Source organism: Gillisella vitis (assembly GCF_021559775.1).
Taxonomy (GTDB): domain Bacteria; phylum Pseudomonadota; class Alphaproteobacteria; order Rhizobiales; family Rhizobiaceae; genus Allorhizobium; species Allorhizobium ampelinum.
This window is the reverse complement of sequence record NZ_CP056048.1, coordinates 334715-348196: the sequence shown is the minus strand read 5'-3', so window position 1 is coordinate 348196 and position 13482 is coordinate 334715. Positions and strand designations below refer to the sequence as shown.

Here is a 13482-nt window from a genome sequence, read left to right as displayed (position 1 = left end):
GTGGGCGGCATACTGCTAAGATGTCAGACCAATTGTCAAGCGGTCGGCAGGAGGAAGAAATATCAATGACGATGCGCACCGGAAACGCGCTGAACGACACCCAGCATATCGCCGCACTGCCACCGCTGGACCGTGTCCAGCAGGTAAGTGGGGCCATGGTCGGCTATATCAACAAGGCCGGTCTCAAGCGTGGAGATCGCCTGCCGACGGAACGCGAATTGATGAACGCGCTCGGTGTTGGCCGTTCAACAGTGCGTGAAGTGATCGGGCGGTTTCAGGCCTTGGGCGTGGTGGAGACCCGAAAAGGCAGCGGTACCTATCTTTTGCAGCCCGTAAGTGCTGCGACGGTCCACATGCCGCTGATGCTGGAGACGGTGAATTTACGCGACGCTCTTTTGCAAACCTTGGAAGTCCGACGCGGCATTGAGGTTGAGGCCGGAGCCTTGGCCGCGATGCGCCGAACGGAAGACGATCTGCGGATCATCGAGGAAAAGCTTGATGAAATGGAGCGGGTACATCTGGCCAAGGGCACATCCGGCAAGGAAGATCTAGCCTTCCATGTGGCGATCTACGATGCCACGCATAACCCGCTGTTCAAACAGCTTCTGGAACAGATGCGCGAAGCCTTCGAGCGATTCTGGCATAAGCCGTTCGATAGGCCCGATTTTGCCCGCCGCTCCTTCCCCTTTCATCGCACCTTGTTCAGCGCCATTGCTGACCAGGACAGTGAAGGTGCGCGCCGTGAAACCCTCAAAATTCTTGCCGTGGTGGAAGAAGACATCAAGGAAATGTCCAAATGAGCGACGCTCTCGATTATCTGCAACAGGCATCGCTGATCACGGCGCATGATGAGGCCAATGCTTATGATGCGGTGGTGCCACCGATTGTGCAGACGTCGCTGTTCACCTTCAGCGACTATGACGAGATGGTCGCGACCTATCGCGGTGAAAAACTTCGACCGGTTTATTCACGCGGGCTAAACCCCACGGTGCGGATTTTCGAGGAGATGCTGGCACGGCTGGAAGGTGCCGAGGATGCGCTGGCCTTTGCCAGTGGCATGGCGACGATATCCTCGACCGTCCTGAGCTTTATCGAGCCGGGAGATCGGATCGTTGCCGTTCGCCACCTCTATCCCGATGCCTACAGGTTCTTTGAGACCATGCTGAAGCGCATGCGCATCGAGGTGACTTATGTCGATGGCCGCGATGAGGATGCCGTGGCCAAGGCGCTTCCGGGCGCAAAGCTTCTCTATCTGGAAAGCCCCACCAGTTGGGTGATGGACGCCCATGATGTCGGCGCGCTGGCCGCTCTTGCCAAACAGCACGGCGTGTTGTCGGTGATTGACAACAGCTGGGCAAGCCCGGTGTTCCAGAAGCCATTATCGCTCGGCGTCGATCTCGTCCTGCATTCGGCCTCGAAATATCTCGGCGGTCACAGCGATGTTGTCGCCGGTGTGGTGGCGGGTCCCAAGGAGCTGATCAATCGTATCCGCAATGAAACGCTGCCTTATCTCGGTGGAAAACTATCTCCCTTCGATGCCTGGCTGCTGATCCGGGGTATGCGCACATTGCCAATCCGCATGAAGGCGCATGAGGCCTCAGCGCTGGAGATTGCCCATCGCTTGCAGGCGCTCGATATCGTCGAAAAAGTCTGCCATCCGGCGCTGAACAATGTCTTGCCGCCGGGCCTGCATGGCACGTCCGGGCTGTTTTCCTTCATCTTCAAGGATGTCATCCATATTCAAACCTTCTGTGACCATTTGCAGCTGTTCAAACTGGGCGTCAGCTGGGGTGGTCATGAAAGCCTTGTCGTCCCCGGCGATGTGGTGGCCAACCAGAAAGCGCCGCCGAGTTTCGCGGATGCCTTCGGCGTCGATCCGCTGTCTGTGCGTCTCCATGTCGGGCTTGAGGGGACCGAGGCGCTGTGGAGCGATTTGCAGGCGGCGATGGCGGCGGCCCGAACAGACTGATCTTTGCAAACATCCATCCCATGACCGACTGGAAATCTGCCCATGACCGAAATTGATACCGTGCTCGCCCGTGTCGATGACAATCTGCCCTCCAGTCTGGAAACACTGTTCGATCTGGTGCGTATCCCCTCGATTTCCACCGATCCGGCCTATAGCCGGCATTGCCGCAAGGCTGCGGATTTCCTGGCGACCTATCTGAGCGGATTGGGCTTTGCCGCATCCGTGCGCGACACGTCAGGCCATCCGATGGTGGTTGCTCATCATGAGGGGCAGCGCGCGGACTGCCCGCATGTACTGTTCTACGGCCATTACGATGTTCAGCCGGTGGACCCGCTGAACTTATGGCAAAACGACCCGTTCGACCCAGCCATTCTTGACGGTTCAACCGGAGAAAAGATCATCACCGGACGCGGTACCTCGGATGACAAGGGACAGCTCCTGACCTTCATCGAAGCTTTGCGCGCCTTCAAGGACATCAAGGGTGGGCTGCCGGTGCGTGTGACCATTCTCTTCGAAGGCGAGGAAGAATCAGGATCGCCGTCGCTTCAGCCTTTTCTCGAGGCCAATGCCCAGGAGTTAAGGGCCGATTTTGCCATGGTCTGCGACACCGGCATGTGGGACACGCAAACACCGGCGATCTGCGCCAGCCTTCGTGGTCTGGTCGGTGAGGAAATCACCATCAAGGCCGCCAGCCGCGACCTCCATTCGGGCGGATATGGTGGCGTCGCAGCCAATCCGTTGCATGTCCTGAGCGACATCATGGCTGGCCTGCATGATGAAACCGGTGCCGTGACCCTGCCCGGCTTTTACGATGGCGTTGAAGAAACACCGCCCGATATCAAGGCCGTCTGGGCGGATCTGGAGAAGACCCAACCATCATTCCTAACGGATATCGGCCTTTCCGTACCCTCCGGCGAAAAAGGCCGTAGCGTTCTGGAATTGCTCTGGGCCCGCCCGACCGCCGAGATCAACGGCATGTCCGGCGGCTATACTGGCAAGGGCTTCAAGACCGTGATTGCTGCCGAGGCCATGGCCAAGGTATCCTTCCGTCTGGTGGGAAAACAGGACCCGCAAAAAATCCGCGACAGTTTTCGCGCCTATGTAACCTCAAAGTTACCTAGGGATTGCCGGGTTGAATTTCACGCCGAAGGAGCCTCGCCTGCCATTCAATTGCCCTATGACTCGCCGATCCTCGCTACGGCCAAGGCGGCTCTTTCACAGGAATGGCCAAAGCCCGCCATTGTTGTCGGCGGCGGCGGATCGATCCCGATTGTCGGCAGCTTTCAGTCCATGCTCGGCATGGACTCCTTGTTGGTAGGCTTTTCGCTGGACGATGACTGCGTTCACTCGCCCAATGAAAAATACAACCTCACCTCTTTTCACAAAGGCACCAGATCCTGGGTGCGGATCTTGCACGGCCTGAGCGATGAGGCGATCAACAGGCTGTAAAGCCACCGTCAATTGGGAGAGAGACACCGGTGATCATTGACGCCTCCTCACTCAACAAGAAGCGGATCGGCTTTGCGATGTCATCGACGGTCGCCCATCGTCCCAACGGCATTTTTTGCAGGAAGGGTTCGCCTATCTCCGCGCGACCCCAATAAAATGCGGACATCTCCGTCATAACCACCGTGGGATTGACGCTATTGACCCGAATTTTGTATTTGCCAAGCTCAAGCGCGCTGACACGGGTAATGCTGTCCAGTGCCGCTTTGGAAGACGCATAGGAGACATGGCCCGGCAATGCTGCCAGTGCTGCCTGGCTCGAGACATTGACGATCGACCCGCCCTTGCCTTCTTTGATCATTGAGCGCGATGCGTATTTGGTGACGAGAAGCGCGCCTCTCACATTGATGGCAATGGCTTTGTCGAAGATAGAAATGTCGGTTTCCTGCGGGGTGGCGATTTCGCCGCCAAAGCCACCACAGTTCACCACCCCCCACAATGGTAAACCCTCTATTGCCCTGCGAATTTCGTCCTCCGAGGTGAGATCGAAAATCAACGTTTCACAACCGGTTTGCGCGGCCAGCTTTTCAAGCTCGTCTCGTGACCTTCCGGCCGCATAGACCTTGGCCCCGGCGTCTTTCAGCTTCGTCACTGTCGCGCCACCGATTCCACCGCTGGCACCAGTGACGAGGATTGCTTTCCCATCAAGTTCCCACATGAGTATAATCCCGCGTTGATTTGCTTGCTGACTTCTAGGATTAGCCACCAATCATCAGCTTGACGACTTCGTCGTGGTTGGTATCGGCAATATTGCGCGTTCCCGCGACAACACCCCGTCTCAGGACAACGATACGGTCCGATACCGCGAATATGTCCTGCAAATTATGGGAGATGAAAATAACGCCCCTACCTTGGGCTTTCAGGGATTTGATCAGCGCAACAACCTTACGCTGCTCCGGCACGCCCAACGCTGCTGTCGGTTCGTCCATGATCAGGATCTTGGCATTCCAGTAAACGGCCCGACCGATTGCCACCGCCTGGCGCTGCCCGCCCGAAAAATTGCTGACCGGGGCATCCAGTCGCTTCACATGGAAGTCGAGGAGAGCCATCGTATCAGCTGCGGCTTTGGCCATCGCCTTCCGGTCAAGGACCGGAATAAAGCCAAAAGCGCGTTTCATGGGTTCGCGTCCGAGGAAAATATTGGCACCGATGGAAAGATTATCGGCAAGCGCCAAGTCCTGATAGATCGTCTCAATCCCTTTTTCCCGCGCATCCTGCGGCGAGGAAAAAGCAACCGGGGAGCCATCGATCAGAATTTCGCCCGACGTGGGCGAATAGACACCCGAGATCGCCTTGATCATGGTGGTCTTTCCGGCGCCATTGTCTCCGGCCAAGGCCACGACTTCACCGGCACCGACGGTTAGCGAGCAATTATCAAGAGCTTTCACAGCGCCGAAATACCGGGAAAAATTACGGACTTCCAGAAGGGGTGCGACATTACTCAGCATGTTTGACTCCACTGAAGCGGCGTTGCGCCTGGTCGATAAGAACGGAAATGATGATGACGACGCCAACGGCAATGAATTGCCAGAATGGCTCAACATTCATGAAGACCAGGCCATACTGGATGACCGCGATGACCAGGGCTCCCGCCACCGTTCCGATGATTGTTCCCGAGCCGCCAAACAGGCTGGCACCGCCAATCACCACGGCCGCTACGCTGTCGAGAAGCAAGGGTTCCCCGGCCTGGGCAGCGCCTGCCGTGAAACGCGCGGCGTATAATGCGCCGCCAAGACCCGCGCAGACCGAGGACAGGATATAAAGCCGCAAGATATGGCCTTTGATATCGATGCCTGCCCGGCGTGAGGCCTGGGCATTGGCGCCAATCGCATAATTATGCTGCCCAAACCGTGTCTGGCTGAGAATGTAATGCATCAACAGCACGAAAACGGCGGTCACCAGAACGAGATAAGGGATACCTTCTATCCGTCCATTCCCAAGCGCTGCGAAATAGGAGTTTTTGACGGGTACCGTTGTTCCTCCGGCAAGAAGGAAAGCCGCTCCTCTGGCAACGCCGAACATGCCGAGCGTGCCGATAAAGGGGGGTACGTTGAGCCTGGAGATCAGCAGCCCGTTGATAATGCCTGGAATAGTCGCGGCGAGGATGGCGACGAGGATGCCGCATACCATGGCAGCCGGCAAAGGCATGAAAACCCCGAAATAATTGGTGGCATGGGCAGCGACAACCGCCGCAAGCCCCATGATGAAACCTGCGGAAAGATCGATGCCGCCAGAGATGATGACGAAGGTCTGGCCGATTGCCAACAGAAGGGGCGCAACGGCAAAGACCGCAACGGATTGCCAATTGAAAGGTGAACCAACGAACGTCCCTCCAAAATCTGTCTGCGCCCAAATCTCGAAGATCACAATAAGGGCAGCCAGAAAGACCCACGCCCGCAACTGAGCGATACGCTGCACGATCGTCTTGGTAACGTCGGCGTGGTCTGCCTGAGGTGCGACGGCGTGGGTGTTCTCGGGCGCCATGGTCTGGTTTTCCAGCATGAATTCCATCCTGAGTTCTGGTCAGCTGTCAATGAAGGGACTCGGAAGCCTTATCCTGGCGTCCGGTCAGCCTTGGCTGACGTTTTAACGAGGCCGTGGAGGTCTATTCAGCGTAGATGAACCGAGCGACGGCTGGATCAGTCACGTTGCTTCTGTTGATGACAGTAAAGCCAGTCCCAATCTTGGTTGGGATGGACTGCCCGGTCAGGTGCGCATAGGCGGAGATCACCCCGTAATAGCCGATTTCCGCAGGATGCTGGGCGATTGCAAAATCGATAAGGCCGGATTTCAGATTATCCACCACTGACCCTGGCGCATCGAAAGCCACAACCTTGATTGCGCCGGATTGGCCAGCCTGCTGGACACCGTTCGCCGATCCAAGCCCGGAAAAGAGATTGGCACCAAATACACCGGCCAAATCTGGATTGCGGGCATAGACCGCCTGGAGCTGAGATGCGGCCTTGTTAGCGTCATTGTCATTGAACTGCGTTTCGAGAACCGTGATGCCGGGATGTTTGGCCATCTCGGATTTGAACCCTTGCTCTCGCTGGTCCGTTGTCGAGACTCCTGGCTTGACGTTGGAGACGTAGACCTTTCCCTTGTCCCCAATGGCCGACGCCAGAGAGCGCGCTGCAATTTCGCCGCCCAGAACATTGTCCGATGCGATATAGGACAACGGAAAGTCCCCGTCCCCTGCACCCGTTTGATAGTCACCTGTCCCGATGAATGTATCGACCGTGATCAGCGGAATGCCCGCATCCGCTGCCTTTTTCAACGGCTGCACCAGCTGTGTGGTATCGGTTGGTGCGATGAGAATGGCATCCGGCTTTTTCGCAATGACCGCATCAAGAACCGGAACCTGTGTCACAGGGTTGAAATCTGGAGCGCCTTGAAAAATAATCTGTGCGCCAATGGCAGCTGCTGCTGCTTCTGCGCCCTTATGCATCGTGATATAAAACGCGTCGGTCGTCAGACCCGGAATCAGCGCAATTCTGAATTTTTTATTTTCGGCCTGAGCACGCGTAACCGCCAGAACAGCCGGTGCGGACAAGGCAAGCGCGGTCGCAGATTGAAGAAAACGCCGACGTTCCATGTTTCTCTCCTCCCAAATCGAAACAGTCATCTCCCGTGAATTAAGCATTCAATTCACGACAGCATCATCACGCCGTTTTCAGTCTGCCGTCAAGAAATTTTTTTCAGAAACTTATTTCTTTTTCGCTTTTATTTGTTTTTCCGCCGCCTGGGAGGGCGCATCTTGCTGGAGAAGATTGAGAATTGCGATGCAGGTATTGGCATCGGTGACCAGGGAATTGATCATTCCGGAGCGAACAGCACCGATGATTCCAGCCGCTTTTTCAACGGTCGCGGCCACACCGATAGACAGTTTGGCTTTGCAAAGCTGCTGGCTGGATGCCGCAATCATTCGCTCTTCCCCATCCCAGGACAAAAGCTTGCCGTTGATATCGACATAGTGCCTGATGACGTCACCAACCGCGCCTCCAATGGCGCGCTCATTCACTGTCGCAGCACTCGCCTCAGGCGGATTGATAGCATGCGGCAGCCCTATGCCGACAATCGCGCAATCCAGGCGATCCCAAAGCTTCGTCGTTTCCTGCACGAATGCATCAGCAAGAAAGGCATCCTTCAATTCGGCTGAAGAAAGATAAGGCGCATGTAGAAAATGGGCGCTGCCACCCAACTGATCGGCGGCCTGGCGGACAAATTCGCTAATCTGGAAATGCGGCGCTGATTGCTGGAGACCACCGTTCAACGCAACGGCGATAATGCCAGGAATACGCGGCAAGCCAGCGGCAATAACCTCACGTATGGCACGACCCCAACCGATGCCGATGACCGACCCTGCGGCCAGACCTTCTTCCTTGAGCAGATCGCCCAATGGCTTTGCCAGCGCACCCAGAACACCTGTCGATGGCGTATCGATCACCGCCGCCCTCTTCAGGGACAGCGCCTCAATCAATTCCTGGGTTAGACCGGCGGGCGAGACAAGGTCAAGCACCTCGATCTTGACGATCCCAAGCACCCTGGCCCGTTGAAGCAAACGGGAGACGGTCGCGGTCGAGATTCCAAGCTTGCGCGCGATCTCAACCTGAGACATTTCCGCTTCGTAATGCAGCTTTGCGACCATATGCAATGTCGCCCGGGACGCCGTATCCTGTGAAGTTTGCGGAAGCAGCTTGCAATTCCTTTCTGAAATGTGTTACACGAAACGGGAAGGCTACACTGAAACGGCTCCGGACTCAATGCAATACGGCGCCCTTCCCTGTGACTTCCCAGGCCCTATGACGTCCATGGCCCTGCGACTTTCAAGGCATCATCAAATCACCTGACGCAGGAGGGCTCGCGCATGGCTAAAGCTTTGCGCTGTCCGCTTTTGCCTGCAATTTCTTTCGGAGTGGACACATGACGGCAATGACAACGGCAGAAAGACGCGGATACCATCAAATTTGCAACGGTAGCGGATCTATGATGGTTATTGCATGTGATCAGCGCGGCGGTATGCGATCCATTCTTGCCGCGACCCCGGAAGAACAAGCGAAAATCGGCAATGATATTCTTGGAGAAACCAAGGCTGACATTGCACGCTATCTGGCCTCTCATGCCGGCTGCGTGCTCGTAGACCCGGTCTGTGCGGTGCCCGGGTTGATCGATAACGATATCCTTCCCAGGGATACGGCACTTCTGATCGGTATCGATGCCTCCGGATGGGACACGTCACCAGAAGGCTATCGCATTTCCAAGATGGTGGAAGGTGTCGATGCGCGGCGCGTTCGCGCTCTTGGCGCCACCGGTGGCAAAATCATGGTCTATCTGCGAATGGATACCCCGGCGGCCAATGTTGCAAACCTTGAAACCCTGAAGAGGACCATTGAGGATTTCGCCCGCGAGGACTTTCTTCTGGTCGTCGAGTTCCTGACCTACCAGCTTGAAGGTGAAAGCCGTGAAGACTATCAGGCCAAGATTCCGCAGCTTATCGTCGAAGGCTCACGCGCCTGCCTGGAACTGGGGTCCAAAGTTCTGAAAATTCCTTATCCTGGCTCTGAAAAAGCCTGCGCCGAAGTCACGAAGGTTGCCGGAGACGTCCCTTGGGCCGTTCTTTCGGCGGGTGTCGACCATGAAACATTCCTTCTCCAGGTCGAGGCGGCCATGAAGAACGGGGCCTCCGGCGTCATCGCTGGCCGCTCCCTTTGGAAAGACTGCATCGACCTCGACCGAAATATCTCGAAAGAGAAGCTTTCGACAATTGCCGTGTCCCGATTGCATGATATTCAAGACATTATCGGGCGCTATCGCAACAAGCAGAGAGTTGCGGCGTAAGATCGGCGGATGTCATGTCTCTTCCATTGTTTTCTATCGGCATCGACGTCGGCGGAACCAACATGCGTGCGGCACAGATTTCGCCGAAAGGCGAAATCATCCGTAAGACGTCGGTTACAGGCAGCCGCGACCCCTCCAAGGCTGTCACTCTTATAAAGAGCCTGATCCACGAGATGGATGGGGAGCGCGCCACGGCGATTGGAATAGGAATACCCGGCCGTGTCGATGGATGGACAGGAGAGATCATATCGGGTGGATTTCTGAATCTATCCGGCTGTGATCTCCAGTCTGAGATGTCAGCAACATCAGGTCGTCCCGTGACCGTTGCAAATGATTGCAGCATGGCCCTGATCGGCGAGGCCCGCGTGGGTGCTGCGCGGGGCATGAACAGTTCTGTCATGCTGACCATCGGAACCGGGATTGGCGGCGCCGTCATGGAAAATGGCCGGATCGTCAATGGCAGACGATGCGCTGGCCAATTGGGCCATCTTGTCGTCAATCTCCATGGCCAGCCATGTCCCTGCGGTCAACGCGGCTGTATTGAAACGGAATCCTCGGGAACCGCCTTGCAACGTCATCTCCGCGAGGCAGGCTACGCACCTGAAACACGATTTGAAGCCATCCTGGCTTTTGCGGAATCAGGAGATAAGGTTGCATTGCAGGTGATGACAGCATGGGCCGCGCCCCTGAAGTCAGCCATCAACACGCTCTCCGCCGCCTTCGACCCGGACGTGGTTCTGCTGGGTGGAGGCATGGGCAAGGCAGCGTTAGCCGCCCTCAATTTTCTGCCTCGCAGCGAGACCTGGTATGAAGCGGATATCAGGGGAGCGCGCCTCGATGACGATGCCGGTGTCATCGGGTGCGGGCTGGCCGCCTTTGACCTCCTCAACGCCGATCATCCTGGCAAACCTGCCCATGGCAAGAGACTGGTCATGGTAAACGGCGTACCCGCCTCCGGCAAAAGCGCGATCTCCCATAAAATCGCCCGTGAAACCGGCTGGCAGGTGTTGAGCCTGGATGAGATCAAAAACCCTTTTCTGGAATTGATTGACGATGTCGACCGCCCCTTCAATCGCCTCCTGGGACGCGCGAGCTACAAGTCGATTTTCTCCATCATCCGCGATGCCGCACCGGGAACCACCTTCATCGTCGATGCCTGGTTTGGATTTCAGCCAGCAGATGTTCTGAAAGAGCATATCGCGATGGCTGGCATCACGCAGATCGTTGAACTCTGGTGCCACGCCCCCACAGAAACGATAGGCGAGCGCTATAGATCAAGGCTTGAAAACCGCCTTCCCGGACATCCCGGCGCATCCTATATCCCGGAACTTATCGAACTCGCGCAGCGTGCGGAACCCATCGGGCTTGCTCCGGTTCTGGATATCGACACGACACAACCAAAGGACGCCAAAGCCATCCTGGATTGGATGGTGAAGGCCTTTGAAAACTAAGGACGTCAAAAGCCTCTGGCTTAAGCGCCTTATAAACTCATTTATTGATACAATAAAAATTATGAATTACCATTTTTATCATAAATCAATAATTCATATTGATTGACTGAGGCTTTCGCCGTATTCTTCCCGCCGCAAAGAGATAGACCGCCTTCGTTTACCGCCATCCTATGCTGGCGGCATTGGCGTGGCGAAGGCGCGTAAAACCGGCAAGAGGAGGAGACGTCTTGCAACAGAATATTGGTCAGTCCGCATTCCAACCACAGGCCTATGAAGGATTTTCCGGGCAGTATATTGCCGGTCGCTGGGTGGAAGGCACCGAGGGAAAGACGGCCCTTGATCGCAATCCTTACGATGATACGGTTGTGGCGGAAATATCCCAGGCAAGCCTTGACGACCTTAATCGTGCCTTCGGTGCAGCCAAGGCTGCCCAAACCGAATGGGCGCGGGTATTGCCGAGCGAGCGCGCAGCGGTGTTTCTGAGAGCGGTCTCGATTCTTGACGCCCGCAAGGAAGAAATCATTAGCTGGATTATTCGTGAATCCGGCAGTACACGCATCAAGGCTGGCATAGAATGGGGCGCGGTGCGCGCTGGCATGCTGGAAGCCGTCACCTTGCCCGCTGCCGCCCAGGGACATATCATTCCGGTCGACAAGCCAGGCAAGGAAGCGCGGGTTTACAAAAAGCCCGTCGGCGTCGTCGGTGTTATCAGCCCGTGGAATTTTCCGCTGCATCTGTCGAACCGTTCTGTCGCACCGGCGCTTGCGCTTGGAAACGCCGTCGTTTTGAAACCGTCGAACGACACGCCGGTCACAGGCGGCCTTCTGTTGGCCAAGATCTATGAGGAAGCTGGCCTGCCAGCAGGCTTGCTCAATGTCGTGGTCGGTAGCTCGAGCGTCATCGGCGACGCTTTCTCGCGTCATCCGGTTCCTCGCGTCCTCACCTTTACCGGCTCCACACCCGTTGGACGCCATATCGCCCAGGTGGCGGGTGAATCCTCCCTGCTCAAGCGTGTAGGCCTTGAGCTTGGCGGCAATGCGCCGCTGGTGGTTCTCGATGATGCCGATCTGGAAAAGGCTGTTGGAGCGGCACTGATCGGTCGTTTCATGCATCAAGGCCAAATCTGCATGAGCACGAACCGCATCATCGTCGACGCCTCGATTTATGACAACTTCGTCGAGGCTTTTACTGCTGCGGTAAAGACAATCAAATTCGGAAACCCGAACGAGCCGGATACCTTGATCGGCCCGCTTTGCAACGACAGCCAGCTGCGCAGCGTGACCGCAAGCATTGCGCGGGCGCGCGACAGCGGCTTCCGCGAATGCGTATCCGGCCCCATTGAGGGACGGGTGGTGGCACCGCATGTCTTTGCCGATGTGACCAACGATTCCGACTTCGCCCGCAATGAGATCTTCGGCCCGGTCGCACCGATCATCCGCGCTCAAGACGAAGCACAGGCTTTGGCCTTCGCCAATGACACCGAATTTGGCCTTTCCAGCGCCGTCTTCACCCGTGACGAGGCCCGTGGATTGGCCTTTGCTCAGCAGATCGAAGCTGGAATGTCCCATATCAACGACATCACCATCCATGACTATCCGCATGTGATGTTTGGTGGAGAGAAAAACTCCGGTCTCGGACGCTTTAACGGCAAATGGGCCGTTGAAGAGTTCACAACGGATCATTTCATCTCGGTACAGCGATAAGACGATAACGAAAACCGCACCGCTGGAGACAGCGGTGCGGTTTTCGGATTTAAAAAAATGCGAGCAGAGAAAAACGACTGCCCGCGATTTATCCTGAAATGATTGGCAGGAATTCGATCACGGTCCTTCGCAAATGGATGCTTGTCCGAGGATAGCCTCACCCACTTCGGCGCTATAGGCACGCAGCCCGTGATTATCGAGGCAGATGATCCGATAGCAGGGATTGCCGCCGGTCCAGAGCGGGTCGGGCGCATCGAGATCGGTGATGAAGCGGTGCGCGCAGGCCTGGCCTGAACTGTAGCTGATGCCTTCGGCGCTCGTGCCGGCAAGCGGCACGTGAATATGGCCGAACACAATATGACGGATCCCTGCGCTGTGGGCGCTGAGGTGGCGCATCAGCGCGCCATCGTCATGCAGGCCGATCCTTTCGAAATGCCGGATACCGCAGTCCATCGGGGGATGATGGATGAAAACCGTGACGGGCAAATCGCCAGCGCTTTCCAAGGTAGCATCGAGCCATGCAAGGCGGTCGGCACCGTACATGCCGCCGATGACGTCCGCTTCGTGACTGTCCAGGAACAGCAGCCGTCCGAATTCTGTATCCAAAAAGGACTGGACATAACCATTTCTATCGGATGGTTGCCCCGGAAAGGCAGCCTGGAATTCCGGCCTGCGATCATGGTTGCCCAGCATCAGGCGGATGTCGAACGGTATTGGCGCCAGAATATCGCGTAGAAGCGCGTAGGCTTCGGGGTCGCCGTAGTTACACAGATCACCGGTCATCACCAGAAGATCTGCATCGGCATGTTTTTTAACAATGTCGCCCACCGCCGCACGCAGCTGTTTTTCGGGATCGACTCCGTTCACCACCATGCCCGGCGGCATAAGATGGGTATCGGTGATCTGGATGATCTTCATTATCCGTCTTTCTGGAAAAGAGCTGCGGAGAACATTCCCCGCAGCCTTGCCGTTCTTGAAAAGGACGATGCACAAGCATCGTCGATGCCCTGACCGA

At 56.4% G+C, this 13482-nt stretch carries 13 protein-coding genes; 7 read left to right on the top strand and 6 right to left on the bottom strand.

The annotated features are described in order from the left end of the window. Positions 1 to 71 precede the first annotated feature (71 nt). From AVCG78_RS18770 to AVCG78_RS18760, 3 genes are read left to right on the top strand one after another with little or no spacing between them, the layout of a single operon-like run. Positions 72 to 800 (top strand): FadR/GntR family transcriptional regulator, encoded by a 729-nt coding sequence (locus tag AVCG78_RS18770; RefSeq protein WP_071207246.1) that lies wholly within the window; start codon positions 72 to 74, stop codon positions 798 to 800. Further along, on the top strand, positions 797 to 1969 hold the full coding sequence (locus AVCG78_RS18765; RefSeq protein ID WP_071206825.1) for a PLP-dependent transferase: 1173 nt from the start codon (positions 797 to 799) through the stop codon (positions 1967 to 1969). The genes AVCG78_RS18770 and AVCG78_RS18765 overlap by 4 nt, the downstream gene beginning before the upstream one ends. Before the next feature lie 42 nt (positions 1970 to 2011). Continuing rightward, positions 2012 to 3418, top strand: a complete 1407-nt coding sequence (locus AVCG78_RS18760) for a M20/M25/M40 family metallo-hydrolase (protein ID WP_071584481.1) — start codon at positions 2012 to 2014, stop codon at positions 3416 to 3418. Here the strand turns inward: AVCG78_RS18760 and AVCG78_RS18755 are convergent. The 5 genes from AVCG78_RS18755 to AVCG78_RS18735 form a co-directional block, all read right to left on the bottom strand. Then, positions 3405 to 4133: an SDR family oxidoreductase gene (locus tag AVCG78_RS18755; RefSeq protein WP_071206827.1), complete on the bottom strand. Its 729-nt coding sequence runs from the start codon at positions 4131 to 4133 to the stop codon at positions 3405 to 3407. The two genes, AVCG78_RS18760 and AVCG78_RS18755, sit on opposite strands and share 14 nt — an antisense overlap. Positions 4134 to 4173: 40 nt before the next feature. Continuing rightward, positions 4174 to 4923, bottom strand: a complete 750-nt coding sequence (locus AVCG78_RS18750) for an ATP-binding cassette domain-containing protein (RefSeq protein WP_012653724.1) — start codon at positions 4921 to 4923, stop codon at positions 4174 to 4176. Next, complete coding sequence (locus AVCG78_RS18745) at positions 4913 to 5959, bottom strand: ABC transporter permease subunit (RefSeq protein ID WP_071207248.1); 1047 nt, start codon at positions 5957 to 5959, stop codon at positions 4913 to 4915. Before AVCG78_RS18745 ends, AVCG78_RS18750 begins: the two co-directional genes overlap by 11 nt. A 121-nt stretch (positions 5960 to 6080) precedes the next feature. Further along, positions 6081 to 7070 carry an ABC transporter substrate-binding protein gene (locus tag AVCG78_RS18740; protein ID WP_071206828.1) on the bottom strand — a complete coding sequence of 330 codons (990 nt, stop codon included), beginning with the start codon at positions 7068 to 7070 and terminating at the stop codon, positions 6081 to 6083. Positions 7071 to 7181: 111 nt separating this feature from the next. Next, positions 7182 to 8123 (bottom strand): sugar-binding transcriptional regulator, encoded by a 942-nt coding sequence (locus tag AVCG78_RS18735; protein ID WP_071206829.1) that lies wholly within the window; start codon positions 8121 to 8123, stop codon positions 7182 to 7184. Positions 8124 to 8398: 275 nt separating this feature from the next. On the opposite strand from AVCG78_RS18735, the gene AVCG78_RS18730 reads away from it, so the two are divergent. From AVCG78_RS18730 to AVCG78_RS18720, 3 genes are all read left to right on the top strand, one after another. Further along, complete coding sequence (locus AVCG78_RS18730; RefSeq protein ID WP_071206830.1) at positions 8399 to 9313, top strand: tagatose-bisphosphate aldolase; 915 nt, start codon at positions 8399 to 8401, stop codon at positions 9311 to 9313. Between the two features lie 14 nt (positions 9314 to 9327). Beyond that, positions 9328 to 10764: an ROK family protein gene (locus AVCG78_RS18725; RefSeq protein ID WP_071206831.1), complete on the top strand. Its 1437-nt coding sequence runs from the start codon at positions 9328 to 9330 to the stop codon at positions 10762 to 10764. Positions 10765 to 10991: 227 nt separating this feature from the next. Further along, positions 10992 to 12467 carry an aldehyde dehydrogenase family protein gene (locus AVCG78_RS18720; RefSeq protein ID WP_087729903.1) on the top strand — a complete coding sequence of 492 codons (1476 nt, stop codon included), beginning with the start codon at positions 10992 to 10994 and terminating at the stop codon, positions 12465 to 12467. Between the two features lie 117 nt (positions 12468 to 12584). Here AVCG78_RS18720 and AVCG78_RS18715 read toward each other — a convergent pair whose 3' ends face one another. Beyond that, positions 12585 to 13385, bottom strand: a complete 801-nt coding sequence (locus AVCG78_RS18715) for a phosphodiesterase (protein WP_071206832.1) — start codon at positions 13383 to 13385, stop codon at positions 12585 to 12587. On the opposite strand from AVCG78_RS18715, the gene AVCG78_RS27225 reads away from it, so the two are divergent. Beyond that, positions 13356 to 13478, top strand: coding sequence for a hypothetical protein (locus AVCG78_RS27225; RefSeq protein ID WP_267889531.1), 123 nt, complete (start codon positions 13356 to 13358; stop codon positions 13476 to 13478). The genes AVCG78_RS18715 and AVCG78_RS27225 overlap by 30 nt on opposite strands. Positions 13479 to 13482: the final 4 nt, after the last annotated feature.

What these genes read in the sequence shown, in the direction of transcription:
- AVCG78_RS18770 (WP_071207246.1), top strand. Translation starts at nt 72, where the DNA reads ATGCGCACCGGAAACGCGCTGAACGACACCCAGCATATCGCCGCACTG.
- AVCG78_RS18765 (WP_071206825.1), top strand. Translation starts at nt 797, where the DNA reads ATGAGCGACGCTCTCGATTATCTGCAACAGGCATCGCTGATCACGGCG.
- AVCG78_RS18760 (WP_071584481.1), top strand. Translation starts at nt 2,012, where the DNA reads ATGACCGAAATTGATACCGTGCTCGCCCGTGTCGATGACAATCTGCCC.
- AVCG78_RS18755 (WP_071206827.1), bottom strand. Translation starts at nt 4,133, where the DNA reads ATGTGGGAACTTGATGGGAAAGCAATCCTCGTCACTGGTGCCAGCGGT.
- AVCG78_RS18750 (WP_012653724.1), bottom strand. Translation starts at nt 4,923, where the DNA reads ATGCTGAGTAATGTCGCACCCCTTCTGGAAGTCCGTAATTTTTCCCGG.
- AVCG78_RS18745 (WP_071207248.1), bottom strand. Translation starts at nt 5,959, where the DNA reads ATGGCGCCCGAGAACACCCACGCCGTCGCACCTCAGGCAGACCACGCC.
- AVCG78_RS18740 (WP_071206828.1), bottom strand. Translation starts at nt 7,070, where the DNA reads ATGGAACGTCGGCGTTTTCTTCAATCTGCGACCGCGCTTGCCTTGTCC.
- AVCG78_RS18735 (WP_071206829.1), bottom strand. Translation starts at nt 8,123, where the DNA reads ATGGTCGCAAAGCTGCATTACGAAGCGGAAATGTCTCAGGTTGAGATC.
- AVCG78_RS18730 (WP_071206830.1), top strand. Translation starts at nt 8,399, where the DNA reads ATGACGGCAATGACAACGGCAGAAAGACGCGGATACCATCAAATTTGC.
- AVCG78_RS18725 (WP_071206831.1), top strand. Translation starts at nt 9,328, where the DNA reads ATGTCTCTTCCATTGTTTTCTATCGGCATCGACGTCGGCGGAACCAAC.
- AVCG78_RS27225 (WP_267889531.1), top strand. Translation starts at nt 13,356, where the DNA reads ATGGGTATCGGTGATCTGGATGATCTTCATTATCCGTCTTTCTGGAAA.
- AVCG78_RS18715 (WP_071206832.1), bottom strand. Translation starts at nt 13,385, where the DNA reads ATGAAGATCATCCAGATCACCGATACCCATCTTATGCCGCCGGGCATG.